General features: G+C 60.9%; 23 protein-coding genes. 10 read left to right on the forward strand and 13 right to left on the reverse strand.

The genetic code is table 11. The annotated features are described in order from the left end of the window. Positions 1-142: 142 nt before the first annotated feature. Together KGA96_RS13870 and KGA96_RS13875 are read left to right on the forward strand one after the other, a co-directional pair. A complete protein-coding gene (locus KGA96_RS13870) occupies positions 143-325 on the forward strand; it encodes a DUF6026 family protein (RefSeq protein ID WP_046042083.1) in 183 nt (60 codons plus the stop codon). 206 nt (positions 326-531) lie between these two features. After that, positions 532-741 (forward strand): hypothetical protein, encoded by a 210-nt coding sequence (locus tag KGA96_RS13875; protein ID WP_046042084.1) that lies wholly within the window; start codon positions 532-534, stop codon positions 739-741. 81 nt (positions 742-822) lie between these two features. Here KGA96_RS13875 and KGA96_RS13880 read toward each other — a convergent pair whose 3' ends face one another. The 3 genes from KGA96_RS13880 to zapE all read right to left on the reverse strand — a co-directional run bounded on the left by KGA96_RS13880 (position 823) and on the right by zapE (position 3157). Continuing rightward, positions 823-1314, reverse strand: coding sequence for a GNAT family N-acetyltransferase (locus KGA96_RS13880; protein ID WP_046042085.1), 492 nt, complete (start codon positions 1312-1314; stop codon positions 823-825). A gap of 116 nt (positions 1315-1430) precedes the next feature. Then, on the reverse strand, positions 1431-2012 hold the full coding sequence (locus tag KGA96_RS13885; RefSeq protein ID WP_046042086.1) for a DinB family protein: 582 nt from the start codon (positions 2010-2012) through the stop codon (positions 1431-1433). 26 nt (positions 2013-2038) lie between these two features. Continuing rightward, entirely contained in the window at positions 2039-3157 is a 1119-nt protein-coding gene (gene zapE, locus KGA96_RS13890) for a cell division protein ZapE (protein WP_046042087.1), read from the reverse strand. A 157-nt stretch (positions 3158-3314) separates the two neighbouring features. On the opposite strand from zapE, the gene KGA96_RS13895 reads away from it, so the two are divergent. Continuing rightward, positions 3315-4367, forward strand: a complete 1053-nt coding sequence (locus tag KGA96_RS13895; RefSeq protein ID WP_046042088.1) for an aldo/keto reductase — start codon at positions 3315-3317, stop codon at positions 4365-4367. Between the two features lie 114 nt (positions 4368-4481). Here the strand turns inward: KGA96_RS13895 and speB are convergent, their stop codons facing one another. Together speB and KGA96_RS13905 are read right to left on the reverse strand one after the other, a co-directional pair. Then, positions 4482-5441, reverse strand: a complete 960-nt coding sequence (gene speB, locus KGA96_RS13900; protein ID WP_223513241.1) for an agmatinase — start codon at positions 5439-5441, stop codon at positions 4482-4484. Between the two features lie 20 nt (positions 5442-5461). Beyond that, positions 5462-6553 (reverse strand): polyamine ABC transporter substrate-binding protein, encoded by a 1092-nt coding sequence (locus tag KGA96_RS13905; RefSeq protein WP_223513243.1) that lies wholly within the window; start codon positions 6551-6553, stop codon positions 5462-5464. Between the two features lie 101 nt (positions 6554-6654). On the opposite strand from KGA96_RS13905, the gene KGA96_RS13910 reads away from it, so the two are divergent. The 3 genes from KGA96_RS13910 to KGA96_RS13920 all read left to right on the forward strand — a co-directional run bounded on the left by KGA96_RS13910 (position 6655) and on the right by KGA96_RS13920 (position 9974). Beyond that, positions 6655-7548, forward strand: a complete 894-nt coding sequence (locus KGA96_RS13910) for a LysR family transcriptional regulator (protein WP_046042091.1) — start codon at positions 6655-6657, stop codon at positions 7546-7548. Positions 7549-7712: 164 nt separating this feature from the next. Next, positions 7713-8819, forward strand: a complete 1107-nt coding sequence (locus tag KGA96_RS13915; RefSeq protein ID WP_223464070.1) for an enoyl-CoA hydratase/isomerase family protein — start codon at positions 7713-7715, stop codon at positions 8817-8819. Positions 8820-8822: 3 nt separating this feature from the next. Then, complete coding sequence (locus KGA96_RS13920; protein ID WP_223513245.1) at positions 8823-9974, forward strand: acyl-CoA dehydrogenase family protein; 1152 nt, start codon at positions 8823-8825, stop codon at positions 9972-9974. 124 nt (positions 9975-10098) lie between these two features. On the opposite strand, the gene KGA96_RS13925 is transcribed toward KGA96_RS13920, so the two are convergent. The 6 genes from KGA96_RS13925 to KGA96_RS13950 form a co-directional block, all read right to left on the reverse strand. After that, the gene (locus KGA96_RS13925) at positions 10099-10872 is read right to left on the reverse strand and encodes an enoyl-CoA hydratase (RefSeq protein ID WP_008023124.1); all 774 of its coding nucleotides are present in this window, start codon (positions 10870-10872) and stop codon (positions 10099-10101) included. A 30-nt stretch (positions 10873-10902) separates the two neighbouring features. Further along, entirely contained in the window at positions 10903-12030 is a 1128-nt protein-coding gene (locus tag KGA96_RS13930) for an acyl-CoA dehydrogenase (RefSeq protein WP_223513248.1), read from the reverse strand. A gap of 142 nt (positions 12031-12172) precedes the next feature. Continuing rightward, the gene (locus tag KGA96_RS13935) at positions 12173-13366 is read right to left on the reverse strand and encodes an acetyl-CoA C-acyltransferase (protein WP_223457062.1); all 1194 of its coding nucleotides are present in this window, start codon (positions 13364-13366) and stop codon (positions 12173-12175) included. A 12-nt stretch (positions 13367-13378) separates the two neighbouring features. Then, positions 13379-14140 carry an SDR family NAD(P)-dependent oxidoreductase gene (locus KGA96_RS13940; RefSeq protein WP_046042097.1) on the reverse strand — a complete coding sequence of 254 codons (762 nt, stop codon included), beginning with the start codon at positions 14138-14140 and terminating at the stop codon, positions 13379-13381. Between the two features lie 16 nt (positions 14141-14156). Then, positions 14157-15821, reverse strand: a complete 1665-nt coding sequence (locus KGA96_RS13945) for an AMP-binding protein (RefSeq protein WP_223513252.1) — start codon at positions 15819-15821, stop codon at positions 14157-14159. Between the two features lie 136 nt (positions 15822-15957). Further along, positions 15958-16881: a carbon-nitrogen hydrolase family protein gene (locus tag KGA96_RS13950; RefSeq protein WP_223464067.1), complete on the reverse strand. Its 924-nt coding sequence runs from the start codon at positions 16879-16881 to the stop codon at positions 15958-15960. Between the two features lie 84 nt (positions 16882-16965). Here KGA96_RS13950 and KGA96_RS13955 point away from each other — a divergent pair, with 84 nt between their 5' ends. After that, positions 16966-17874 (forward strand): LysR family transcriptional regulator, encoded by a 909-nt coding sequence (locus tag KGA96_RS13955; protein WP_046042100.1) that lies wholly within the window; start codon positions 16966-16968, stop codon positions 17872-17874. A gap of 9 nt (positions 17875-17883) precedes the next feature. On the opposite strand, the gene KGA96_RS13960 is transcribed toward KGA96_RS13955, so the two are convergent. Further along, positions 17884-18138, reverse strand: a complete 255-nt coding sequence (locus KGA96_RS13960; protein WP_007970091.1) for a hypothetical protein — start codon at positions 18136-18138, stop codon at positions 17884-17886. A gap of 164 nt (positions 18139-18302) precedes the next feature. Between KGA96_RS13960 and KGA96_RS13965 the strand changes: the two genes are divergently transcribed. Next, a complete protein-coding gene (locus KGA96_RS13965; RefSeq protein ID WP_223464066.1) occupies positions 18303-18620 on the forward strand; it encodes a YqjD family protein in 318 nt (105 codons plus the stop codon). A 57-nt stretch (positions 18621-18677) separates the two neighbouring features. On the opposite strand, the gene KGA96_RS13970 is transcribed toward KGA96_RS13965, so the two are convergent. Beyond that, on the reverse strand, positions 18678-19718 hold the full coding sequence (locus KGA96_RS13970) for an Ldh family oxidoreductase (RefSeq protein ID WP_046042102.1): 1041 nt from the start codon (positions 19716-19718) through the stop codon (positions 18678-18680). 233 nt (positions 19719-19951) lie between these two features. Between KGA96_RS13970 and KGA96_RS13975 the strand changes: the two genes are divergently transcribed. Both KGA96_RS13975 and KGA96_RS13980 read left to right on the forward strand, forming a co-directional pair. Continuing rightward, entirely contained in the window at positions 19952-24730 is a 4779-nt protein-coding gene (locus KGA96_RS13975; RefSeq protein ID WP_223513254.1) for a dermonecrotic toxin domain-containing protein, read from the forward strand. A gap of 216 nt (positions 24731-24946) precedes the next feature. Further along, complete coding sequence (locus KGA96_RS13980; protein WP_223513256.1) at positions 24947-25948, forward strand: FecR family protein; 1002 nt, start codon at positions 24947-24949, stop codon at positions 25946-25948. Positions 25949-25959 lie beyond the last annotated feature (11 nt).

Consider the following 25959-nt stretch of genomic DNA (forward strand, 5'->3'; position numbering starts at 1 on the left):
ATCAAACCGAAGACACAACGACCATGAAAAATAAAAAAGTTCCCTTTGGGGGCAAAAGAAATCAAAATTGGCGCCGATAGTAGGTCAGCCCCGGATTTCGAGGCGTACCTACAGTTGAGACACGCCATTTGCGAGGTGAGCAATGGGCACAGTACATACCGCACTGCCAGCACAAACCCTTTACGTCACAATCCGTCGCGATGAATTGCGCCAGTTGAAAGACGAACGCGATCAGTTGAAGCAGGAACTGGCGCATTTGCGGCTGTTGCTGCAAACCGGCCAGACGCAGCCCCTGGCTGTGACGCAACGCGCCCCACTCGCCTGACCCCCTCCTTTCAAGCGGGAGCAGTCTGCACTGCTTCCGCACCGGCTCGCGACCTTCTCCGAGCAGGCTTCCCGTCCCGCGATAGCCACGAAGGCCGTTGGTGAAGTTAATTCCCATTTAACGGATTCGGCGGATAATGCCATTTCGACACTGCTTCATTGATTCATGGACGAAAGGCATCCGACATCTGTAGTGGGAGGCAAACCATGAAACGCACCGCAATGATTCTCGCCGGCCTGATGGCCTTGGGCTCAACCAGTGCTTTTGCCGAAGGTGGAGCCGAACGCATGCGCTATTACTACGAAAGCCTGCGACTGGCCCAGCAAGAAGCCCTCGGCCACCCTGTCCAGAGCACTGAGCTGCGGGTTCCGGACGATCAAACCGCACAAATGACTGAAACCTACAGACCGAAATGATCCATGGGCTTCTGACTGCGGCGCCATGGCCACAGAAGACTGTCGGGCGTCCTGACGGACGCCCTTTTTTTGCCAGTTGAATCAGAGGCTCTTGGTCCAGAACAGCATCCGCCCATGGGCCGGGTCGAACATGCCGGGGGCGAAACCGGCTTTTTCATAGGAACCCTGGGCCACGGCATTGCCCTCCAGCACTTCCAGGGTCAGCTTGCAGCAGCCACGCTGACGGGCGATGTCCTCGACCTTTTGCAACATCCTCTGGCTCAAGCCCAGGCCGCGAAATTTTTTCACCACCGCCACATCGTGCACATTGACCAGCGGCCGGCAGGCAAAGGTCGAGAATCCCTCGAAGCAATTGACCAGCCCGGCCGGTTCGCCACCGACAAAGGCCAGCACACTGAAAGCGTGGGGGCGCCGGGCAAGCTCGGCCGGGAGTTGTTCCAGTACATCGGCCGGCAACGGCTGGCCGCCGCCCATCGGGTCCTCGGCGTAGTGGTTCAACACCAGGCAAATAGCTTCGGCATGCACCGGATTGGTGTAACTGGCCTGAAGCACAAGAATTTCTGCGGAGTCCATTTCCATCCTCGATCACACATAAAGTAGCCCCCAGCATGTATTCACGCTGAAGTGCCGGCAGACCATAGCGCGAGCACCGTGGTACCGACAATCGCAACCGAGGAAATCTTTGGCACTCAAGCGCCCCAGATCAACGCCTCCGTCCACCCCAGTTCGACAAAATCCTCGGCCCGCAAGTGCGACTCACCGGCGCAGAAAAACTCGTCGAGTTGTGGTGGCTGGACCGAGGTGCCGCTGAGCATGGCGTGAACCTGGCCGCGGTGATGGATCTGGTGTTCAAACAAATGGGACAGCAGGCGCAAGCGACTGTCGTATTGCGGAGTGTCCCGGGCGATGGTCACGATTTTGCCGAGGTCGGCATCGCGCATCTGCTCGCAGTAGGCGATCAGCCGGCGGTCGACGTGGGCCTGTTCGCCAACCAGGTCCGGCGCCATGAGACAGGGTTCGTCTTCCTTGAAAAACACCCGGCAATCGGGATGCGGATCATCGCCGCGCAGTTCGCGCTCCAGGGCGTCCACATAAAACCAGTCACAGGTGAGGATGTGGTTGAGGGTGGCGCGGATCGTCGGGAAGAAACTGACCCTGGGTGCGCTCAGTTCCTGCGGGCTCAACTGACGCCAGGCCTTGGCCAGTCGGTGATTGGACCAGGCGTTCTGATAGGCCATGGTCAGCAAATGGTGCGACAGGGGCTGATTCATCTTCGCTGCTCCCGATCAAATCCGGATCAAACTTCGGCAAACCGCTGCAGTTGCATTTCCTGCAATCGACTGAGGGTACGGCGGAACGGGAATTCCAGATAACCCTCAGTGTAAAGCGATGCCATCGGTACTTGCGCTTCAAGGTACAGCGGCACCTTGCGGTCGTAGCACTCGTCCACCAGGGCAATGAACCGTCGCACACCGTCGTCATGCACTGACAACTGCGGCAACTCGCGATCTCCCGCGTCCACCCGCTCGACACCGTCCTCGGTACCGCGGGCAATGCGTCCGGCGCGTTTCTGTGCGCTGAGGTTGGGCACGTCACTCAACAGAATAGCGCCGTAGGTATCGCACAGGGCGATGAAATCCATGGCCGCGAAGGGTTGCTCGCACAGCGCGGCGTAACGGGTCCAGAGCACCGTCGGGCTGGCCTTGACCACCTCGAGGGTGCGGTAACCGACCTCTATCGGCTCGCGAGAGACTGACTGGCCTGCGCTCAACATCTGGAACACTTCACCCAGCGCGCCGGGCCTGCCGGATTCGGCCACCCAGTAACGTTGCGAACCGGCCCCCGGATGCAGGCGGTGGTCTTCCCCGCCATCCACTGCAATCACCTGCATGTGTTGCTTGATCGCCGCGATGGCGGGCATGAAACGGTCGCGATTGAAGCCGTCGGCGTACAACTGGTCCGGCGGCAGATTGGACGTGCAGACCACCACCACACCCTGTTCGAACATCACCTGGAACAGGCGCCCGAGAATGATCGCGTCGCCGATGTCATTGACGAACAACTCGTCGAAACACAGCACCCGCACTTCTTCGGCCAGTTCACGGGCCAACGCCTTGAGCGGATCGGCAGTGCCGGTCAGTTGAAACGAGCGCTGGTGCACCCAGCCCATGAAGTGGTGAAAGTGCTGACGCCGCGCCGGTACTCGCAGGCTTTGGTAGAACTGATCCATCAACCAGGTCTTGCCCCGCCCCACCGGCCCCCACAGGTACACGCCGGAAATGTGCGCGCGGCCTTCGTGCAGCGCCTCGTGGCATTTTTGCAGGGCCCACACGGCATGTTCCTGGGCCTCGTCCTGGACGAAGCCCTTTTGTTCAATGGCATGCTGCCAGGCGCTTAAGGGGGAATCGATAGTCATGGGCGGCAGTATGCCATTGCGCATGAATAACGCGACCAGTGATCGGCGATTTTATGCAGAAAGGAAAAGCGCCTTGACGATTTAGATTCCAGCATCATATTTAATAGATGTTGATACAAATCTATAGCCTCTGTCGCCATCCCTCTGGAGTCATCCCATGCATTACAGAGTTTTCGGTCGTAAAACCGGCTTGCGTGTTTCCGAACTGGCGTTGGGCGCCGGCAACTTTGGTACCGGTTGGGGTCATGGCGCCGAGCGCGACGAAGCCAGGCGCATTTTTGATGGCTACCTGGAAGCCGGCGGCAACTTCATCGATACCGCCAATGGCTATCAGGGCGGGCAGTCCGAGGCCATGCTCAGCGAATTCATCGCCGCAGAACGGGATCGCCTGGTCATCGCCACCAAATACACCCTCGGGACTACACCGGCGGCCGGCATTTCCCACACTGGCAACAGCCGCAAGAACATGGTGCGCGCCGTGGAAGAAAGCCTGAAACGCCTGAAGACCGAGCATATCGACCTGTTCTGGGCCCACATGAGTGATGGCGTCACGCCCATGGAAGAGATCCTGCGCGGGTTCGACGACCTGGTCAGTGCCGGAAAGATTCATTACGCCGGGCTGTCGAACTTTCCCGCGTGGCGCATCGCCCGTGCCGACCTGCTGGCCGAGGTGCGCGGTTTTGCGCCGATTGCCGCGATCCAGGTCGAGTACAGCCTCGCCGAGCGCACCGCCGAGCGTGAACAACTGCCGATGGCCGAAGCCCTGGGCCTGGCCGCGACCTTGTGGTCGCCGCTGGGTGGCGGCTTCCTGACTGGCAAGTATCGCAACAGTGAGGGCGACAATCGCGCGAACAAGCTCGGCGTGCTGATTCACGCCGAAAAAAGCGCCCGCGAAACCGCCCTGCTCGACACCTTGATCGATGTCGCCGCAGAACTGGACGCCAGCCCGACCCACGTGGCCATTGCCTGGTTGCGGGAGAAGGCCCGGCGCTCGACCACGGCACTGATCCCGATCCTCGGCTCCCGGACCCGGGAGCAACTGGACGCCACGTTGGGCGCGCTGAATGTGCAGTTGAGCACCGAGCAACTGGCACGACTGGACGGCGTCAGTGACGTGGCCAAGGGCGTGCCGCACGAATCCATTTCCGGTTCGTTCGCGCGGTTCAGCGGGGGGCAGATCCTCGACTTGCCAATCGTTCCAGTGGCCTGACACCACCAAAACTGTAGGAGCGAGCCTGCTCGCGATGAGGGCGGAACATTCAACATCTATGTTGGCTGAACGACCGCTATCGCGAGCAGGCTCGCTCCTACAGGGTTAGGCGTATTACCGATCAACCTTATGCCTGGCCGCATACAGACAAAGCATCTCCATCGCCAGCGTCGCCGCCGCCAGTGACGTGATCTCCGCGCTGTCATAGGCCGGAGCCACTTCCACCACGTCCATGCCCACCAGGTTGATCCCGCGCAGACCGCCGAGAATCTCCAGCGCCTGCACCGTGCTCAAGCCGCCGCACACGGGTGTTCCGGTGCCTGGGGCGAACGCCGGATCGAGGCAGTCGATGTCGAAGGTCAGGTAAACCGGGTTGTCGCCGACCCGCGCGCGAATCGCCTCGACAATCGCTTCGCAGCCACTGCGATGCACCTGCCGCGCGTCGAGCACTTGAAAGCCTTGATGATCGTCGTTGGTGGTGCGCAAACCGATTTGTACCGAGCGCGACGGGTCCACCAGCCCTTCCCTGGCCGCGTGCCAGAACATGGTGCCGTGGTCGATGCGCTTGCCCTCTTCGTCCGGCCAGGTGTCGCTGTGGGCGTCGAAGTGGATCAGCGACAGCGCTCCGTGCTTGCGGGCATGGGCCTTGAGCAGCGGATAGGTGATGAAATGGTCGCCGCCAAAGGTCAGCATCGCCGTGCCGGCATTGAGGATGCGCTCAGCGTGGGCCTCAATCATTTCGGGCGTCGACTGCGGCGAGCCGTAATCGAAATCGCAATCGCCGTAATCGATGACCGCCAGGTGATCGAACGGATCAAACGTCCACGGCCAGTGCCGTTCCCAGGCGATCCCGGCAGAGGCGGCGCGAATGCCCCGTGGTCCGAAGCGTGCGCCGGGGCGGTTGCTGGTGGCCGTGTCGAACGGCACGCCACTGACGGCCACATCAACGCCACGCAGGTCACGACTGTAGCGGCGACGCATGAAACTGGTGATACCGGCGTAGGTACTTTCAGCGGCCGTGCCGTATAGGCTGTCACGGGTGATGGCTTGATCGTTCTGCATCGGGACGTCCATTGAAGGCTCCTTCTCTTTTCTTATTGGCGGCTACGGAAAGTGGTCCACAAGCGGGTGCGCTGGCGCATGTCCTTGAGGCTCATGCTGCGGTCGGCGTACAACCGCTCCCGCACATCGGCCATCGGGTAGATGTCCGGATCGGTGCGCACCGCTTCATCCACCAGCGGCGTGGCGGCCTGATTCGCCGTGGCGAAGAACAAAGTGTTGGTCAGTGCGGCCACGGACTCGGGGCGCAACATGAATTCGATAAAGGCACGGGCGGCTTCGGGGTGCGGCGCGTCCTTGGGGATCGCCAGGTTGTCCTGCCACACGAGGGTGCCTTCCCTGGGAATCCGGTAGGCGATTTCATAGGGTTTATTGGCCTTGCGTGCCTGGTCGGCGGCCATGCTCGCGTCGCCGTTGTAGGTCAGCGCCAGGCACACGCTGCCATTGGCCAGGTCGCTGATCTGCCGCCCGGTGGCGACGTACAGCACGTTCGGCTGTAGCTGATGCAGCAACGCCTCGGCGGCTGACAGATCGTTCTTGTCCGTGCTGTAGGGATCTTTACCCAAATAATGCAGCGCCAGTCCGATCACCTCCTGAGGCGAGTCGAGAATGGCGATGCCGCAGTCTTTCAACTTGTTCGCGTACTCGGGTTTGAACAGTAGGTCCAGGCTGTTGAGCGGCGCATCCGGCAAGCGCTGTTTGACCGCCTCGACGTTCATGCCCAGACCCAGGGTGCCCCAGGTGTAAGGCACGCCATAGCGGTTGCCCGGGTCGACGGCGGCGAGTTTTTCCAGCAAGTCCGGATCGAGGTTGGCGTAACCCTTGAGCCCTTCGTGGGGAATCGGTTTCAACGCCCCGGCCGCAAGCCCCCGGGCCAGCACGCTGGAGGACGGCACCACCACGTCATAACCGCTGCCGCCGGTGAGCAACTTGGTCTCCAGTACTTCCGAAGAGTCGAAGGTGTCATAGCGCACATGGATACCCGTCTCCTGCTCGAACCGTTGCAGGGTTTCGGGGGCGACGTAATCGGCCCAACTGTACAGATTGACCACCTTGTCTTCGGCCTGGGCCGAGGCGGCCATGGCAAGGAACAGCGCGGGTAAACACAGCTTGAACTTGGGAGCCATGACGAACACCTGACCAGAGGAAGTGGTTGCAGGATGCGTCGTCGGATACATTGGTAAAATATCAAGTTAATTAACCTGACTTTATTACGGAGTAATGTTTGATGCTCGGCCAACTCCACGATCTGGATCTGCAATTGTTGCGGCTGTTTGTCAGCGTGGTGGAGTGCGGCGGCTTCAGCGCCGCCCAGGGCGAGTTGGGGTTGAGCCAGTCGAGCATCAGCCAGCAAATGGCCAAACTGGAAACCCGCCTGGGCTATCGACTATGCAGTCGCGGCAAGGGCGGGTTCAGGATCACGCCAAAGGGCGAACAACTGCTCAGCGCCACCCGTGGATTGTTCCAGTCCATCGAAGCCTTCCGGCATCAATCCAACGGCGTGGCCGGGCGCTTGATCGGCGAAGTGCGCCTGGGCCTGTCCGAAGCCCTGGATCAATCGGTGCTGCAACGGGTGGCCGAGGCGATCCGGTGCTTCCGTGAACGGGACGAATCCGTGCGCATCGAACTGATCAGCGCCATGCCCGGCGAAATGGAGCGCTTACTGCTGCAACAGCGCCTGGACCTGGCCATCGGCTACTTCTCGCAAGTGCAAAGTGCGTTTGACTACCGCCAACTGTTCATTGAGACCCAGCATCTGTATTGCGCCCCCGGCCATCCGCTGTTCACCAACCCGGCCCCCAACGATCAGGACCTGCAGGCCTGCGACCGGGTCGATCACCCCTACCGTTTCCTGCGCAGTGACGAACCCTTCCAGGGCAAGTTGTGTTCGGCGCGCTCCGAACAAGTGGAAGGCACCCTCGCCTTCATCCTTTCCGGCAAGCATGTCGGTTACTTGCCCAGCCACTTCGCTCGCGGCTGGGAAGACAAGGGTTTGCTCAGGGCCGTGCGCCGAGGCGACATGAGTTTCGATGTCGCGTTTCATCTGGCCCGGCATCGGGCACAGGTGGCCGGCGAGGCGCAGAAGGCGTTCGAAGAGGATCTGCTCGCGGCGTTTGCCTGAATTCGCCTTGGTCTACGCTGTAACAGTATCGGACACCGACATGCAAAAATGCACAGATAACCTGCAGTTATCCGGGTTGTACAAGGCAAATTTGCACTGATACGATCCGCCATCGCTCGCGCGCGAGCATCTCGATAAAGAACAATAAAAGCAGGGAGTTAGTGATGACTGCTCAGGTTTTTTCTCCCGGGACTCAGTCCATGGATGCCATGCAGAACGAAGTGCTGGCCGAGGTTCGCAACCACATTGGTCACCTGACCCTCAACCGCCCCGCCGGCCTCAATGCCCTCACCCTGGACATGGTGCGAAACCTGCACCGCCAGCTCGACGCCTGGGCACAGGATCCGCAAGTCCATGCCGTGGTCTTGCGCGGTGCCGGGGAAAAAGCCTTCTGCGCTGGCGGCGACATTCGCTCGCTGCATGACAGCTTCAAAAACGGCGACACCCTGCACGAAGATTTCTTCGTCGAGGAATACGCCCTCGACCTCGCGATCCACCACTACCGCAAACCGGTGCTGGCCCTGATGGACGGTTTTGTCCTCGGCGGCGGCATGGGCCTGGTGCAAGGCGCAGACTTGCGCGTGGTCACCGAGAAAAGCCGCCTGGCCATGCCGGAAGTCGGCATCGGCTATTTCCCCGACGTCGGCGGCAGTTACTTCCTGCCGCGCATCCCCGGTGAGCTGGGGATCTACCTCGGTGTCAGCGGTGTGCAGATTCGCGCCGCCGATGCGCTGTATTGCGGCCTGGCCGACTGGTACCTGGAAAGCGACAAACTGGGCACGCTAGACGAGAAACTTGACCAGCTCGAATGGCACGATACGCCACTCAAGGATCTGCAAGGCCTGCTGGCGAAATTCGCCGTGCAACAACTGCCCGACGCGCCACTGGCGACTTTGCGCCCGGCCATCGACCACTTCTTCGCCCAAGCCGACGTGCCGAGTATTGTGGAGCAACTGCGTCAGGTAACGGTCGCGGACAGCCATGAGTGGGCCGTCACCACCGCCGACCTGCTGGAAACCCGCTCGCCGCTGGCCATGGCCGTGACCCTGGAAATGCTCCGTCGCGGACGCGAGCTGCCGTTGGAACAATGTTTCGCCCTTGAGCTGCACCTGGACCGCCAGTGGTTCGAGCGCGGCGACCTGATCGAAGGCGTGCGCGCCTTGCTGATCGACAAAGACAAGACACCACGCTGGAACCCGCCCACCCTCCAGGCGCTGGACGCCGAACACGTGGCGAGCTTCTTCAGCGAGTTTGACCAGAGCGAGAGCTGAGCCATGCACGATATTGAATTGAGCGAAGAACAAGTCATGATCCGCGACATGGCCCGGGATTTTGCCCGCGGCGAAATCGCGCCCCATGCCCAGGCCTGGGAAAAGGCCGGCTGGATCGACGACGGTCTGGTGAAGAAGATGGGCGAACTGGGCCTTCTGGGCATGGTGGTCCCCGAGGAATGGGGCGGCACCTATGTCGACTACGTGGCCTACGCCCTGGCGGTAGAAGAGATTTCCGCCGGCGACGGTGCTACCGGCGCCTTCATGAGCATCCACAACTCCGTGGGCTGCGGACCGGTGCTCAACTACGGCAGCGAAGAACAGAAACAGACCTGGCTGGCGGACCTTGCCAGCGGCCAGGTCATCGGCTGCTTCTGCCTGACCGAACCCCAGGCCGGTTCCGAGGCGCACAACCTGCGCACTCGCGCCGAACTGCGCGCCGGCCAGTGGGTGATCAACGGCGCCAAACAATTCGTCAGCAACGGCAAGCGCGCCAAGCTGGCGATTGTGTTTGCCGTGACCGATCCGGACTTGGGCAAACGTGGCATCTCGGCGTTCCTGGTACCGACCGATACCGCAGGTTTTATCGTCGACCGCACCGAACACAAGATGGGCATCCGTGCTTCCGACACCTGCGCGGTGACCCTGAACGACTGCACCATCCCCGAAGCCAATCTGCTGGGCGAACGCGGCAAAGGCCTGGCCATCGCCTTGTCCAACCTCGAAGGCGGCCGCATCGGCATCGCCGCCCAGGCGCTAGGCATCGCCCGCGCGGCGTTTGAAGCGGCCCTGGCGTATTCCCGTGATCGTGTGCAGTTCGGCAAAACGATCAATGAACATCAGAGCATCGCCAATTTGCTGGCCGACATGCACATGCAATTGAACGCCGCTCGGTTGATGATCCTGCACGCCGCACGCCTGCGCACGGCCGGCAAACCCTGCCTGTCGGAGGCGTCACAAGCCAAGCTGTTTGCGTCGGAAATGGCGGAAAAGGTCTGCTCGTCCGCCATTCAGATTCATGGCGGCTATGGCTACCTGGAAGACTATCCGGTGGAGAAGTACTACCGGGATGCGCGGATCACGCAGATTTACGAAGGGTCGAGCGAGATTCAGCGGATGGTGATTGCCCGTGAACTGAAGAATTATCTGGTCTAAGAGCTTAAAAGCTTCGCGAGCAGGCTCGCTCCCACAGGTTCCGAGGGTGTACACAATATGTGTGAACGACCGAGAACACTGTGGGAGCGCGCTTGCTCGCGATAGCGTCAGCAGGAACGCCGCATTACTTACCTTGGAATTCAGCCTCACGCTTGGCAATAAACGCCGCCATTCCTTCCTTCTGATCCTGCGTCGCAAACGCCGCATGGAACACCCGACGCTCAAAGCGCACGCCCTCGGCCAGGCTCACTTCAAAGGCACGGTTGACGCTTTCCTTGACCATCATCGCTATCGGCAGCGACTTCTTGGCGATCAGCGCCGCGACTTTCAGTGCTTCATCCAGCAGCTCATCGCTTGGCACGATACGCGCCACGATGCCGCAACGCTCCGCTTCCACGGCATCGATCAAGCGGCCGCTCAGGCACATTTCCATGGCCTTGGCCTTGCCCACGGCGCGGGTCAGACGCTGGGTACCGCCCATGCCCGGCAGCACGCCGAGGTTGATTTCCGGCTGGCCGAATTTGGCGTTGTCGCCGGCCAGAATGAAGTCGCACATCAACGCCAGCTCACAACCGCCACCCAGGGCGAAACCGTTGACCGCCGCGATGATCGGCTTGCGGCGGTTGGCCACGCGGTCGCTGTCGCTGAACAGGTCGTCGATGTAGATCTGCGGATAGGTCAGCTCGGCCATTTCCTTGATGTCGGCACCGGCGGCGAAGGCTTTTTTCGAACCGGTCAGGACGATGCAGCCGATGTTCGAGTCAGCCTCGAAGCCATCGAGGGCCTGGTTCAGTTCGCTGACGATCTGCGCGTTCAACGCATTCAGCGCTTGTGGACGGTTGAGGGTGATCAGGCCAACGCGGCCGTGGGTTTCCAGCAAAATCGTTTCGTAGCTCAGCTCTTTGTCGCTCACAGGGGGGACTCCTTCTTATAAGTTGCGCGAAATGACCATGCGCTGAATATCGCTGGTGCCTTCGTAAATCTGGCAGACCCGCACGTCGCGGTAGATCCGTTCCAGCGGGAAGTCGTTGAGGTAACCGTAGCCGCCAAGGGTTTGCAGCGCCGAGGAGCATACCTTCTCGGCCATTTCCGAGGCGAACAGTTTGGCCATCGACGCTTCGACCAGGGCCGGTTTGCCACTGTCACGCAGGGCGGCGGCGTAGTGCACCATTTGCCGCGCCACGGCGATCTGGGTCGCCATGTCCGCCAGGCGGAAGGCCACGGCCTGGTGCTCGATGATCGGCTTGCCGAAGCTCTCGCGCTCACGGGCGTAGTCTCGCGCCGCTTCGAACGCGGCGCGGGCCATGCCCACCGATTGCGAAGCGATGCCGACGCGACCGCCTTCAAGGTTGGCCAGGGCAATCCTGTAGCCTTCGCCCTCCTCGCCCAGACGGTTGGCCACCGGCACCTTCACGTCTTCGAAGAGAATCTGGCAGGTGTCGGACGCATGCTGACCGAGCTTGTCCTCGACCCGTGCAACGGTGTAGCCCGGCGAATCGGTCGGCACGATAAAGGCACTGATGCCGCGTTTGCCAGCGCTCGGATCGGTCACCGCAAACACGATCACCACCCCGGCATTCTGCCCGGAAGTGATGAATTGCTTGCAGCCGTTGAGTACGTAGTGATCGCCTTCCAGGCGGGCACGGGTTTTCAGGCCGCTGGCGTCGGAACCGGCTTGGGGCTCGGTCAAAGCGAAAGCGCCGAGCATCGCACCGCTGGCCAGCGGTTTGAGGAAGCGCTCTTTCTGCTCATCGGTGCCGTAGTTGAGGATCGGCACACAGCCCACGGAGTTGTGCACGCTCATGATGGTCGAGCAGGCGCCATCGCCGGCGGCGATTTCTTCCAGCGCCATGGCGTAGGCCAGGTAACCGGTGTCGCATCCGCCCCACTGCTCCGGCACCAGCATGCCGAAGAAGCCCAGCCCGGCCATCTCGCCGATAGCTTCCTTGGGAAAGCGATGCTCACGGTCCCACTCGGCAGCGAACGGCTTCAGCCGTTCCTGGGCAAAGTCCCGGGCCATGTCGCGGATTTGTTGTTGGTCGTCATTGGGGATCATGGTGAATCCTTGAATCTGGTTACGACGCAGAACCCTGTAGGAGTGAGCCTGCTCGCGAAGAGGCCGTGTCAGTCGACATCATCGTCGGATGACACACCGCTTTCGCGAGCAAGCCCGCTCCCACTTGGGATTGGCGTCAGTTTCAGTAGAGGCATTCCACGGCCATGGCCGTCGCTTCACCGCCGCCGATGCAAATCGCTGCCACGCCGCGCTTCAAGCCTTTCTGGCGCAGGGCCGAAAGCAGGGTCACCAGAATCCGCGCGCCGGACGCGCCGATCGGGTGCCCGAGAGCGCAAGCGCCGCCGTGCACGTTGAGCTTCTCGTGGGGGATTTCCAGATGCGTCATCGCGGCCATGCCGACCACGGCGAAGGCTTCGTTGACTTCCACCAGATCGACGTCGTTGAGCGACCAGCCGGTTTTTTTCATCAATTTCTTGATCGCACCGATTGGCGCCACCGGGAACAGGCCCGGGGTGTCGGCGAATGCGGCGTGGCCATGAATCACCGCCAAGGGTTTCAGGCCTTGCTTCTGTGCCTGCGACTGGCGCATCAGCACCAACGCGGCGGCACCGTCGGAGATCGAACTGGAATTGGCCGCCGTCACCGTACCGCCATCGCGGAACGCCGGTTTCAACGAAGCGATCTTGTCCAGCCTGGCTTTTGGCGGCTGCTCGTCATTGCTGATCACCACCTGCTCTTTGCCGACGGTCACGGTCAGCGGGACGATTTCGGCCTTGAAGCTGCCGTCCTTGATCGCCTGCTGCGCGCGGGTGGTCGAGGCAATGGCGAACGCGTCCTGGGCTTCACGGCTGAAGCTATTGGTTTCGGCGCATTCTTCGGCGAAGGTGCCCATCAGGCGGCCCTTGTCGTAGGCGTCTTCGAGGCCATCGAGGAACATCGAGTCCTGCACCCGGCCATGACCCATGCGGTAGCCGGCACGGGCGCGGTCCAGCAGGTAAGGTGCGTTGGACATGCTTTCCATGCCACCGGCGACCACGACGTCGGCACTGCCCGCCACCAGCATGTCATGGGCCAGAATCGCCGCTTCCATGCCGGAGCCGCACATTTTGTTCAGGGTGGTGCAGCGGGTCGATTTATCCAGCCCCGCGCCCAGCGCCGCCTGACGCGCAGGGGCCTGGCCAAGGCCGGCCGGCAGCACGCAGCCGAACAACACTTCGTCGACAGAATCGCTGGCAACGCCAGCGCGTTCCACCGCTGCTTTGATGGCCGCCGCGCCGAGTTGCGGCGCGGTCAGGCTTTTCAGTTCGCCCTGGAAGCCGCCCATCGGGGTGCGGACGGCGCTGACGATAACAATTGGATCGTTGGAAATAGTCATGACAAATCCTCCTTACTTGGCGGCCATGCGCAAGGCACCGTCGAGACGGATCACCTCGCCATTGAGCATGCTGTTTTCAATGATATGCCTGACCAGCCCGGCGTACTCGGCCGGTTTGCCCAAACGCGGCGGGAACGGCACGCCGGCGGCCAGGGAATCGCGGACTTCCTGGGTCATGCCGGCCATCATTGGCGTCTCGAAGATGCCCGGGGCGATCGTCATGACACGGATGCCGAAACGCGCCAGCTCACGGGCCGCCGGCAAGGTCAGGCTGACAATCGCCCCCTTGGACGCCGAGTAAGCCGCCTGGCCGATCTGACCGTCGTAAGCTGCGGCAGACGCGGTGTTGATGATCACGCCGCGCTCGCCATCGGCATCCGCTTCGGTTTCAGCAATCGCTGCGGCGGCGAGGCGCAACATGTTGAAGCTGCCGATCAGGTTGACGTTGATCACTTGGCTGAAACTGGCCAGCGCATGTGGGCCGTTCTTGCCGAGAATCTTCTCGCCACGCACGATGCCGGCGCAATTGACCAGGCCATTGAGGCCGCCAAAGGCTTTGACCGTCGCCTGTACCGCAGCTTCGGCCGCCGCTTCGTTGCTGATATCCGCCACCACGCTGTGTGCACCAAGGCGCTGGGCCTGGGCTGCAACGGCTTCGGCGTTCATGTCCACCAGCATCACTTTCGCGCCAGCGGCGACCAGCACCTCGGCGGTGGCTGCACCGAGGCCGGAAGCGCCACCGGTGACGATAAAAATCTTGTTCTGGATCTGCATCATTATTTCCCTGGATTCAAGCTGGAAGGTTCTTCGCCGCAGCCTCTTGAGCCTTGGCGATTTCCTGGTTGCGCAAGATAAAGCGCTGCAATTTGCCGCTGGGGGTTTTCGGCAATTCGCTGACAAATTCGATTTCACGGGGGTACGAGTGCGCCGCCAGACGCTTGCGCACGTGTTGGCGCAGCTCTTCGGCCAACTCGGGGGCGGCGCGGTACTGTGGGCTGAGCACGACGAAGGCCTTGACCAGTTCGGTGCGCTCCGGATCGGGCTTGCCGACCACTGCAGCCTCGACCACGGCCGGGTGTTCGATCAGCGCACTTTCCACGTCGAAGGGACCGACCCGGTAGCCGGAAGTGGTGATCACGTCATCGCTGCGACCGACGAAGCTGATGCTGCCGTCCGGGTTCCACTCGACAGTGTCGCCACTCAGGTAGTAGTTGCCGACAAAGGCCTTGGTCGGTCCGCCTTCGTAGCCGGCGAACCAGCACATCGGCGACTGGCTGCGGTCGATGGCGAGGATGCCCGGCTGGCCAACGCCGAGTTCCTTGTATTCATCGTCCAGTACCACAATGCGGTGGCCCGGCGAGGCAAAACCGGCGGCGCCCATGTGAATCGGGTGCTCAAGGCCGTGGTGGTTGCACAGCACCATGCCCAGTTCGGTCTGGCCGTAGTGGTCGTGGATAACCACGTCGAGGTTGTCGGCGAACCAGCGGATCACTTCCGGGTTCAGCGGCTCGCCGGCGCTGCTGACGATACGCAGCTTGCCTTTGATCGACTTGGCGAATTCATCGCCGCCGGCAATCAGCAAACGGTACGCCGTCGGCGAACCGGTGAGGTTGGTGATGCCGTATTTGTTGATCACCCGGCAGGTGCTTTCGAGGGTGAACGGGCCATCGTAAAAGGTGATCGGATGGCCCATGGACATTGGCCCCGTGACCCCGAAATAAATACCGTAGGCCCAACCCGGATCGGCGACGTTCCAGAAGGCATCTTCCGGGCGCAGATCCACCGCATCGCGGGTGTAGCTCTGGAACGCAACGATGGCCTTGAGCGGCACCGACAGCGCTTTCGACGGGCCGGTGGTGCCCGAGGTGAACATCAGCAGGAACGGATCTTCGCCGGTCAGCAGCACCGGTTCACAGTCGGCGGAACAATTGGCCAGTTCGGCCCAGAAACTGGAATCGCCACGCACCAGGCCCTGCCCTTTGGGGCCGGTGACAGTAACGATGGTCGGGCAATCGGCGACTTCGGCGAGTTTCGACCGGTTCACTGCATCGGTCACCACCACTTTGGCGCCAGAGCTGCCCAGGCGGTGCTCGATGGCCTTGGGCCCGAACGCGGTAAACAGCGGTTGATACACCGCGCCGATGCGCCAGGTGGCGAACACGGTGATCAAGAGTTCGATATTGCGGGGCAACAGGCCGGCGACCTTGTCGCCTTTCTTTACGCCCTGGGCCAGCAGGTAGTTGGCGAAACGCGCGGCCTTGTCCTGCAAGTCGGTGAAGGTGTACGTCGCACCAGTGCCGTCGCGTCCTTCCCAGAACAGCGCGATGCGACCCGGCAAGGCATGCCGGTCACAGCATTCGACACAGGCGTTGAGGGCCGTCAGATCGCCTGCGAGTGCGGCATCGACGGTGTGCTGATAATTGAACTGAGAAGTAGCAGACAAGTAATCGCGCATTGCCAGAATCCCTCTGTGTTTTTTATTAGGTTGGGGGAACCGTAATCAACAGGGAAATACTCGCTCTGTGCGGGTTAGCGGGCAATGGTCAAAGTTATCAAGTTGCCTGACTGCTTTGGCCAAAGCCCGCAGGGCATCAGGAGGTGAAGCGCACTCCGGGTTTGGCGCGCTCGTCCACGGTCAGCTCGAACACATCCGGCCGGGCGTAGTGCCCGACCACGTCATAGTCGTAGCGGGCGCGTACCAGGTCGTCGGTGTCAATTTGCGCGGTGAGCAACCCAGCGCTGTCGCGCAGAGGTCCTGCGAGGATGTCGCCCATGGGACCTACGATCACACTGCCGCCAGCAATCAACGGCCGCTCCGCCGGCCAGTTGGCAATGTCCAGGCCCAGGGCTTGGGGCGATGCCTGGACCTGGCAGGCGCTGACCACGAAGCAGCGCCCTTCATGGGCGATGTGGCGCATGCTGACTTGCCACATCTCCCGCTCGTCCACGGTCGGCGCGCACCACACCTCCACGCCCTTGGCGTACATCGCCGTGCGCAGCAGCGGCATCATGTTTTCCCAGCACACCACCGCACCGACGCGCCCGACCTGGCTGTCGATCACCGGCAAGGTCGAGCCATCGCCCTTGCCCCAGATCAGGCGTTCGGTGCCGGTGGGCATCAGTTTGCGGTGTTTGGCCACCAGTCCGGCCTGCGGATCGAAGTACAGCGCAGTGCAGTACAAGGTGCTGCCGGCGCGCTCGATCACACCGATCACTAGATTCGCTCCGGTGCGTGCCGACAGCGCCGCCAGCGCCTCGGTTTCCACACCAGGTACGTCGATGGCATTGGCAAAATAACGGGCAAAGGCTTCGCGCCCTTGCGGCAGGCGATAGCCCAATTGGGTGCCAAAGCCCTCGCCCTTGGGATAACCGCCCAGCAGCGCTTCCGGCATCACCACCAACCCGGCACCGGATTCGATGATCGCGCTTTCATAGGACAGGATCTGTTCCAGGGTTTCAGCCTTGCCACCGGGCAAGGCGCCGATTTGCAGGGCCGCTACGATTGATTTGGGCATCTCGGAAACTCCATTCGCATCAGGTGTTGCTCATTCTCCGGCGTCAGGCAATCATCAATAAAGACCAATTCACTGCTGAATGATATGAGCCAAATGAATATCACCGACGTCGACCTCAACCTGCTCAAAGTCTTCGAAGCACTGCACGAAGAGTCCAGCGCCAGCCGTGCCGCACTACGCCTGGGCGTGACGCAATCGGCCGTCAGCGCGGCCTTGCGTCGGTTGCGCGAGCTGTATGGCGATCAGTTGTTCGTGCGCACAGGGCGCGGCCTGGCCCCCTCGCTCAAGGCCAACCAGCTCAAACCGGTGGTCAGCGATGCCCTGAACAAATGCCGGCAGAGCCTGGCGATGGTCGACCCGGCTGCGCAACAGTACGAAGGTCGCTCGGTCACCGTGGGAATGTCGGATGATTTCGAGATTGCCTACGGCCGGCGGCTGATCGAAGAAATCGCCCGTAGCGCGCCTAAACTGCGGCTGATTTTCCGCCAGACCCACAGCCAGATCGTCGCCCAGGCGCTGATGGAGCGCAGCATTGACCTGGCAATTACCGCGGGTGGGTTTGCCGAGCGGCTGCTCAGCCGTCAGGTGCTGGGGGAAGGTGGTTATCTGTGCCTGGCGGACCCGTCGAGCTTGGTCGAGGGCCAGCAGAGCATCGGTCTCGAGGAGTTTGTGGCCCGCGAACACATTCTGGTGTCGTCCGGCGGTTTTATCGGGATTACCGATGAAGGATTGGCGGCGCTGGGGCTCAGTCGGCGAGTGTGCGCCTCGACCACGCATTTTGCCGCGTTGCCGCATTTGCTCAAAGGCAGCCGGGCGGTGGCGACCATTCCGGCCCATGCCGCCCAAAGCATCGCAACACTCAGCGGGCTGGCGCTGCTGCCCTGCCCCCTGGCCTTGCCGCGCTACCCGATCGAACTGGGCTGGCGTACCAGCACCCAGCTCGACCCGGTGCTATTGAAAGTGCGCGAGGCGATTGTCGCGAGCTTCGCCTGACGGCCGATGTTACTTGTTGGCCGCCATCAGGCGATTGACTTCACTGCGCACCATGTTGGCGTATTCAGGGGGCGACATGCCGTCCAGTTCGGCGCGCACCCATTCGGCCCACTTGCCTTTGCGCTTGGCCCGTTCGCCAAACAACCGCGCGGCCTCACCCTTGGCTTTGCCCAGGTTGTTTTGCCAGAGTTCGAACAGACGGGATTTCTCGTCTTCAAGCGCAGCGCGCTCGGCGAGGGGTTTGTCGGCCAGATTGAAGCTCATGGGAATTTCCTGCTGCGTAAAATAGGCGACATCTTACACTGTAGGACGAAAGGTCCTGCGCCGGTTTTTCAGGAAGATGACCTCCCCGGGCAAAATAGCTGCAACTTTTCCAACAACGGCAAACTCCATTGTTCACTGTCCACTTACCTGCAAGGAGTACTTCAATGGCCCGCAAAACCGCCGCGCAAGCCGCCGAAGATCAAATCAAGGATCAAGCGTTCAGCGAGCTTCAATCGCTGATCGAAGAGTCGGAAAAGCTGCTGAAAAGCAGTGCCTCACTGGTCGGGGAAGAAGCCGAGACCCTTCGTGGACAAATCGCCCTGAAACTCCAGCAGGCCAGGAATTCGGTGAGCAGCGTACGCGACCGCACCCTGCCCGCGGTCGAGGCTACTGAAACCTATATCGGCGGGCATCCATGGCAAACCGTGGCGATTTCAGCCGGGTTTGGCCTGGTGGTGGGGTTGTTGTTGGGGCGTCGCTAAGCATTCCGATCAAACACCGCAAACCTTGCAGGAGCGAGCTTGCTCGCTCCTACAAGATCAGAGCCCCGCCAGCTCCCGCAAGTTCGCCAGTGTCCGCCCATCCAGTTCAATGCCATTGGCCAGCGACTTCGCGCGCTGATGATGACGCCGATCACCCGGCAAACGCTTCAGGCCGACACCGTGCATTTGCCGCACCAGTTCCTGGCTGCGCTCGGCAAAACTCTGCCCCGCCGCTTTGGCCGGATCGATCACGATAAGCAATTGGCCAGTCCAGGGTGTCTTGGCGCCAGGGTGGTTCTTCCAGTCGAACTCGAAGGAAAAATTGCCGCCGGTCAGTGCCGCCGCGAGCAACTCGACCATCATCGACAACGCCGAGCCCTTGTGCCCGCCGAAAGGCAGCAACGCGCCGCCCTCAAGAATCGCCTTCGGGTCCGTGGTCGGCTGGCCGAGGCTGTCCACGCCCATCCCTTCCGGCAAGCGCTCACCCTCGCGGGCGGCAATTTGCACATCGCCGTGGGCAATGGCGCTGGTGGCCAGGTCGAAGACAATCGGCGAGCCATCGGCCCGCGGCGCAGCGAAGGCAATCGGGTTGGTGCCGAACAGCGGCCGGTCGGCACCGTGGGGTACCACGCAGGTCATGCTGTTGACCACGCTCAATGCCACGAGGCCTTCATCGGCGAAGGGTTCGACATCCGGCCACAAGGCCGCGAAATGGTGCGAGTTACGGATCGCCAGCACCGCGATGCCGGCACTTCGGGCCTTCTGCACCAGTAGTTCGCGTGCCGCCGCCAGGGCCGGCTGTGCAAAACCGTTGTTGGCGTCGACCCGCACAAACCCAGAAGCCACATCTTCGACCACCGGAACGGCCTGGCCATTGACCCAGCCGCTTTGCAGCGTCGAAACATAACCTGGAATGCGGAATACCCCGTGACTGTGCGCGCCGTCGCGCTCGGCACCGGCGCAGTTTTGCGCCAGCACCCGGGCAACCTCGGCCGACGTGCCATGACGCAGAAAAATCTTCTCCAGCAAAGCGCTCAGCGCTTCGAGTGACAGGTGTGGCGAAACTGCGGTAGAGGCGTGATCGTGTGGCGCAGACATCTGAAGCTCCAGACTAATTATTGGAGGGAACAACAGCGTACAAAGACCCGCCGATTAACAACGCGCGGCGTGCGACCTGTCAACCTTTCGCTCAGGGCAATGAGATATATCCCTGTCACGAATACCCCCGCCCCGTGCGTTAACTATTTACCACCCGCGTCAACGCACCGGCTTTTAGTCTCGATGCTCAATCCACAGGCGCCTTTGAGTGGCCCCTTGAACGAGACTCGACGATGTCTACACCATTAACTCCGTTGTTCTTCCCCGAGGCGCTGACGTCGCGCGGCCTCTGGAGAGAACTTGGCCAAACCCACGGGCTGACGCAAAGGGACTTCGAATGGTTCAGCCATATCGAACTGGCCACCCAGGCACTGCGCGATGAGCAGACGCCGCCCATGCTGGCGAAGAAAATCCTGCTGAAAATCCCGGGCCTGGAACCCATGGCGCTGGCCGGCAGTTTTGTGCTGACCGCGACGCCCGATGACAATGGCTTGATTTTCTACACCCCGTACGCCGGAATAAAAAAGTTCGCCAACCGAACGGACCTGACCGAACAACTGCTGACGCAACTCAAGGCAGTGGTGGACGCCGCCGACATCGAACTGAACTTTCAAACCATCGATGGCGACGTGTTCGAAGAACAGCGCAATACCCTCTCCACCCATCAGCAACTCAACGACCAGGCCCTGCTCGACGAGTTGAAAGCGCTGCCGTCCCTGACATCGCTGCTCGACGCATTGCTCAATGAACAGCTGGCAGCGGCTTTCCCCGGCCTGGATCAGCGCCAGACCCAAGTGAACTTCTACCAGGCAACAACGCCAGAGAACGCTGACGAAAGCCATCCGGCGCGACGCTGGGTCAACTCCCTGTCCCTGAGCGAGGCCGTCCTCCTGCACTATCGCCATCAGCGTTGGCCAGCCGGGTCTTCCCCTGAGTTTTCCCATTCGAAAAAGTCCCCGGCAAAAACCGACCAGCCACTTTGGGAGGCCGCCGTCACGACGATCTCACGTCACCTGATCAGCCTGCTGATCGGGCAGCTCGAAGGTTTCTGGGATGCGGCGAGCGCCGATGGTGCATCGCGTCGCCAGTTCTTCGGCAAGGCCATCGCCGATCAGGCGCGAGTGCAACTGCTGCTCAAGCGCGAAGCCGGGATCATCACCCCTGAGCAGAGCCAGGATTTGCACGCGTTGATCTCGACGGCCAGCCGGACGAACGAATCAATGACGGTCGAAACCGTGCGCCTGTGGGAGTACCAGGCCAACTATGTGGAGTTGGCCGGCTCACTGATGGTCAGCGCCGGCAATGCGTTTCTCTACACGCCCACCGCAGGCCTGCAGGTGCTCGAGGACTATCAGGACTTGCGCGATACGGTGCTGAGCAAGTTCAGCGCGGCCGGTCACGAGGATGAACTCTATGGCCTGCTGAGTCTGGAGGAGCGCCAGCGTTTCATTGGTTTTGACCGGCCGAATGTGACCGGCGAAGTGATTTCCGGCGCGATCTTCCCCAGGCTCTTCGACGGGATCATCGGCAAGCAGCTGCAGAACATGGATTACGCCCTGCAAGTGTTCCGTCACAGTGACGGCGTCGTAGACATCCACGCCCTGTTCGACAAAGCGCTGGATATCCGCTCGATGATCAGCGAGCGACTGCTGACGCAGGCTACCGACGGACGCTGGAGCACGCGCCCCGTGTTATCCGGCGATCAGCATCCCTCCATGGTACTGGCCGATACGGCGGCCGCTTTCGTCAAGACCTTCAGCGACATCGAAACACTGATCAACGCAGATTTTGCAGCACAACCGTTTGCTACTCTGGCCTTGCAACAGGACTATCTGCAAAACATCAAACCCCACCTGGCCCATGCACTTTCCGTTGGCCTGCGGGGCGAGGCCAGCCTGCGGGTGCTCGGCGCGACACTGCGGGATGCGGATCGGGCCATTGTCGAAACGGTCTTCAACCCGGACCTGCCCAACCGGCAAAACCGCCTGTCACTCAAGGGTTTTCGACCCGATGCCTACTCGTTGACGCTGGAGCGCTCCGGCCAGGAGGATGTCCTGCCGTTGGCCCATTGTCTGCTGCTGACCGAGCGTGGCGGACTCGATCCCTCCCATTCCGGCCGGACGATCCTGTGGACACCCGCCGAGGGCCTGGAAGTCTTTGACACCGTCACTCATGCAAGGCTGGAACTGAACCGTCGCCTGCTCGAACCGCAACTACGCCTGGCGTTGCTGGAAAACCTTACCCCGGCCCAGCGCGTCTTTCACCAACGCTACTCACTCGGACCGTTGCGGCTGATTGAAGGGTCTGTGTTGGAACGGGTCGCGCAATCGTCCATCGAGCACTTCCTGGCTCGCTGTGAACACGTACGCACGTTCGACCTGAGCGACACAAAGCAGAAAAAAGCCCTTGAAGACCTGACCACAGCGGTGCTCAACACCAACCTGCGAAGAGCCTCGTCTATTGCCCGGGCGATCAGCCAGCAGCAGTCCCTGCCCGCCTGGCTGGGAATGGCTCCGCTGCAAGAGCAGCGACTGCACCTTGAACTGCTGGAGCAATACCGCAACAGCGTTGTTGAGGACAAAGACTATTTACACGGGATCACCCCCCTCAAGTCGTACGTGCATGAAACGTTGACGTCGTTGCTTCGCATCCGCTTCCCCGCAACAGCGCTGGATCCTGACAATATTGAAATCACCCCGGACCTGACCCTGGTCGGCCCCGCCCGGAGCCTCACCGAGTTCGCCTTGCACCACGTCAACATTGCGCAAGGCACCGGGTTCAAGGTCAGGTCGGCAACCACCCAAGCCCTGCCCGAGGGGCTGGACCAGGCGGCTGTCCGCCAACTGCTGCTGTCACTGGACATTACGCAGAACTATGCCAAACACGTCACCGACAACTTGTCGAATCAAGCGGCGGACTTTGAAAAACGGATCCTGCGCTTCGTCAAACAATTGCCCTGGCAACTGCTGCAACACGCCCACGAACTCAAACTGCAACAGCGGCTGTCCGATAGTGGCTTCGATTTGCTTCGGCAAGTGCTGGACATGCCGGACGCCATCGCCCGGGCGACTGTAGAAGGCGCACACGCAATTGCCCGGCCACTGCAACTGATCAAAACCAGCGGTGCCGCTGCCGTCAAAGCGCTGGGCCTTTACCTGATTGGCCCAGGCTCGGGCAAGTCAGGCCCGCAAATCCTTTTTGCCCCTTACCACCCCGCTGGTTCACCGTTCATTGAGTTCGGCAACGAGGCCAGCGTTGTCGCGGCGCTCAACACACCGGGGCCATTGCAAGACATGTTGCTACGTCGCCTGCCGGACAGTGAGCAAACGGCGTTTCGCAACCTGTTCGAGTCCACTGTCGGCCAGTCGAGCGAAATCACCCTCGCGTCCAACCCCATCGGTGGCAACCTGCTCACCCATTTGTTCCATGACAACACTAAGCTGCTGATGAAGATGCTCGGCAGCCAGGCAAACGCTACCGCTCAGTCTGACTGGGAGGCCGTCAAACATCTTTTCGGCTCCGGCATCGAGCGCATTTCGGGCCTGCTGCCGGGCAAACTCGCGTATGTACAGTTTCTTTGGAAGGCCTACAAGGACGCCCTGAACTCAGCCGAAGCCCTGCAGGACCATCACTGGACAACCGCGTTGCGCGATTTTGTTGCCGGCGCGGCACAAATCCTGTCATTGGGCCGGTTGTCGCTTGAGGGATGGGCCGAAAGCGCCCAGGCAACCGGCGAAGCCGTTGCTCCATCGGTTGTCACCCCCGTGATCGCGCAACCCTGGTCGAAGATTCTGTCGACAGCAGCAATGCGTACCCGGCTGCAACCGTTCGAAACCACGGTTGAACTCAAGGACCTGGCGAAAAACAGCAGTGACGGCACCTATCTGGAACCGGGCAGCCAGAAAACCTTCGCCGCCATTGCCGGCAAGGTGTACGGCGTGAGCAAGGCCGGCGCGGTCTGGCGAATGGTCAAAGGTACGCAAGAAGGCCCCGTGTTACACACTGCTCCTGACAACCAACTGGTCATCGACCCGGATTTCCACACCGTTCACTTCGGCAAAGCCGTCTCGAAAATGCGCAATCAGAATGTCAATTCCTATGTTGCCAGGGAGGTGCTGAACATCGAGGCCCGGGGGATGGAAGAAATCCGGGCAAGACATCCCGAAAAAGCCCGCATGATCGTGCAGGCCATCGACATGGCTCGCTATTACGCGTTCAACAGCCTGCACAACCTGGTGCAACTCAGAAAACTCGCCCCGGGCACACGGCTCGATACCTTCCTCAAACAGTTCTTTGATGTTGACCAGGTCAACAACGCCCTGATCGAGAAAATCAGGCAGGCCATCGTCCCTATCTGCAACGCGCTGGTCGATCCCGACGAAGACTGGATGAATTCGCAACGCTTTATCGTCGGTTCAAACCGGAACTCGAAGGACAACCTCGTTGCGTTTGTCGTGCAGAAGGATCTACAGCGCAATGTGCACTTCACGGAAAAATTCTTCGATCAACAACTCGACTGGTACAAATCCCGCCTGACACAGCCCTTCGATCTCGACGGCCACGGCCAGGCCGCGACCTTGATACACGAGTTCGCTCATTTGTTTTCCGGGGCAGTGGACATTGCATACCTTGAGGCCAGGTTGCCATTCAGCGATTTGGTAGCGTCGGTCACCGCCAAGGACGCAGAAAAGAAACAGTCTCAGCTGGACTTCCAGCGAGAAGCCTTGTCGATGGATACCCCAGAGGAGGAACTGTTCGCACGCTGGAACAGCGGACTGCAATCCTGGATCAGCCTGGATTCGATACCGGGTTCTTATCACGTTGGTGAGACTATCCTGAAGCTGACGGGCAGCCAGACCATGGATGAGGCACGAGACGCTTTTTTAAGCGCGAAGGATTCGAAGCAGCGCATCGACGTCATTTTGCACAATGCCGACTCGATCGCTTTCTTGATCTGCGAAATGGGCCGGCAACTGGACCCGATACCGGTCGCTACGCCCCCTAAACCCTGATCCCGGCGTAATAACGCGCAGATCCCCGGATCTGCGCGCTACAGCAGTGTTTGATGTGATCTTTTTTTCAGGCGCCCCTGTGGATACTGCTACTCGATAGCAGGTGTTCCAGAGGCGAGGCGTTGAAAAAAAATTACACATTGATGGTTAAATGCCATGACTGATGTTCTCGCAGACTTCCCCCAAGGTTAGAATGCAGGAAACCAGGAAGGGCCAATGACCGATCACACGCTTTCGGAAGCCGAATACGACGCCATCACCGATGCCGCTGCGCATTGGTGCATGCGTCTGCACGCCAGTGACTGCACCGAGCAAGAGCGCCAGGCATTCGAGCAATGGCGCGACGCGCATCCGCTCCATGCCTTCGAGTACGAGGCAATGCTGGAGATCTGGGATGTCGCTGGCGACCTGCCCCGTCCCGAACCTGTCGTGCCGCTGGTTCGCACTCAACCCGAACACCCGTGGCGACGGCTGGGTATTGCCGCGGCGATATGTGCCCTGGCACTGCCTTTGGCCGGTTATGGCGGCTGGCACCTGGGCTGGGTACCGAACGCGTACCAGCATTTCGAAGCGACCGACAATGTTCGAACGGTCACCTTGAAAGACGGCAGCCAGGTGGAACTGAACCTGGGCAGCGAGCTGACGTACAGCAACTACAAGGATCAGCGGCGAGTCACGCTGGAAAAAGGCGAAGCCTTCTTCAGGGTCAGCCATGACACCCGCCACCCCTTCGTGATCAAGGCCGCCGAAGGCCGGATTCGCGTGACCGGCACCCAATTCAACGTCTGGATGTATGAAGACCAGGTCAAGGTCAACCTGATCGAGGGTTCGGTACTGGTCAGCAGCAACGCCGACCTGCCCGGCGACGGATTGCGTCTGGACCCGGCGATGCAGGCCAGTTATCACCGCGGCGATTTCATCCCCCGCATCAGCCAGACCTATGACAATGACAGCGCGCTGGCCTGGCGTCAGGGCAAGCTGGTGCTCGACGATCTGGCCCTGAGCGATGCGCTGCCCTTGATCAATCGCTACCTGGACAAACCGTTGATGGTGGCTGACCACAGCACCGGTTCGATCCACATCGGCGGCATCTACAACATCAAGGAGATCAACGGCCTGGTGAAATCCTTGCCGCGGGTCCTGCCGGTCTACCTGACCCGCAACCAGAACGGCAATCTGGTGGTCAACGCGATTCCGCAAACCTCCCCGAAAAGCTGAAAAGGCCGCCA

Origin of the sequence: Pseudomonas sp. GL-R-26, assembly GCF_019947365.1 — a bacterium.
In the GTDB taxonomy this organism is placed as follows: Bacteria; Pseudomonadota; Gammaproteobacteria; order Pseudomonadales; family Pseudomonadaceae; genus Aquipseudomonas.

Excerpts from the sequence above, each read along its gene's own strand:
- KGA96_RS13870 (WP_046042083.1), top strand. The coding sequence starts at position 143 with ATGGGCACAGTACATACCGCACTGCCAGCACAAACCCTTTACGTCACA.
- KGA96_RS13875 (WP_046042084.1), top strand. The coding sequence starts at position 532 with ATGAAACGCACCGCAATGATTCTCGCCGGCCTGATGGCCTTGGGCTCA.
- KGA96_RS13880 (WP_046042085.1), bottom strand. The coding sequence starts at position 1,314 with ATGGACTCCGCAGAAATTCTTGTGCTTCAGGCCAGTTACACCAATCCG.
- KGA96_RS13885 (WP_046042086.1), bottom strand. The coding sequence starts at position 2,012 with ATGAATCAGCCCCTGTCGCACCATTTGCTGACCATGGCCTATCAGAAC.
- zapE (WP_046042087.1), bottom strand. The coding sequence starts at position 3,157 with ATGACTATCGATTCCCCCTTAAGCGCCTGGCAGCATGCCATTGAACAA.
- KGA96_RS13895 (WP_046042088.1), top strand. The coding sequence starts at position 3,315 with ATGCATTACAGAGTTTTCGGTCGTAAAACCGGCTTGCGTGTTTCCGAA.
- speB (WP_223513241.1), bottom strand. The coding sequence starts at position 5,441 with ATGGACGTCCCGATGCAGAACGATCAAGCCATCACCCGTGACAGCCTA.
- KGA96_RS13905 (WP_223513243.1), bottom strand. The coding sequence starts at position 6,553 with ATGGCTCCCAAGTTCAAGCTGTGTTTACCCGCGCTGTTCCTTGCCATG.
- KGA96_RS13910 (WP_046042091.1), top strand. The coding sequence starts at position 6,655 with ATGCTCGGCCAACTCCACGATCTGGATCTGCAATTGTTGCGGCTGTTT.
- KGA96_RS13915 (WP_223464070.1), top strand. The coding sequence starts at position 7,713 with ATGACTGCTCAGGTTTTTTCTCCCGGGACTCAGTCCATGGATGCCATG.
- KGA96_RS13920 (WP_223513245.1), top strand. The coding sequence starts at position 8,823 with ATGCACGATATTGAATTGAGCGAAGAACAAGTCATGATCCGCGACATG.
- KGA96_RS13930 (WP_223513248.1), bottom strand. The coding sequence starts at position 12,030 with ATGATCCCCAATGACGACCAACAACAAATCCGCGACATGGCCCGGGAC.
- KGA96_RS13935 (WP_223457062.1), bottom strand. The coding sequence starts at position 13,366 with ATGACTATTTCCAACGATCCAATTGTTATCGTCAGCGCCGTCCGCACC.
- KGA96_RS13940 (WP_046042097.1), bottom strand. The coding sequence starts at position 14,140 with ATGCAGATCCAGAACAAGATTTTTATCGTCACCGGTGGCGCTTCCGGC.
- KGA96_RS13945 (WP_223513252.1), bottom strand. The coding sequence starts at position 15,821 with ATGCGCGATTACTTGTCTGCTACTTCTCAGTTCAATTATCAGCACACC.
- KGA96_RS13950 (WP_223464067.1), bottom strand. The coding sequence starts at position 16,881 with ATGCCCAAATCAATCGTAGCGGCCCTGCAAATCGGCGCCTTGCCCGGT.
- KGA96_RS13955 (WP_046042100.1), top strand. The coding sequence starts at position 16,966 with ATGAGCCAAATGAATATCACCGACGTCGACCTCAACCTGCTCAAAGTC.
- KGA96_RS13960 (WP_007970091.1), bottom strand. The coding sequence starts at position 18,138 with ATGAGCTTCAATCTGGCCGACAAACCCCTCGCCGAGCGCGCTGCGCTT.
- KGA96_RS13965 (WP_223464066.1), top strand. The coding sequence starts at position 18,303 with ATGGCCCGCAAAACCGCCGCGCAAGCCGCCGAAGATCAAATCAAGGAT.
- KGA96_RS13970 (WP_046042102.1), bottom strand. The coding sequence starts at position 19,718 with ATGTCTGCGCCACACGATCACGCCTCTACCGCAGTTTCGCCACACCTG.
- KGA96_RS13975 (WP_223513254.1), top strand. The coding sequence starts at position 19,952 with ATGTCTACACCATTAACTCCGTTGTTCTTCCCCGAGGCGCTGACGTCG.
- KGA96_RS13980 (WP_223513256.1), top strand. The coding sequence starts at position 24,947 with ATGACCGATCACACGCTTTCGGAAGCCGAATACGACGCCATCACCGAT.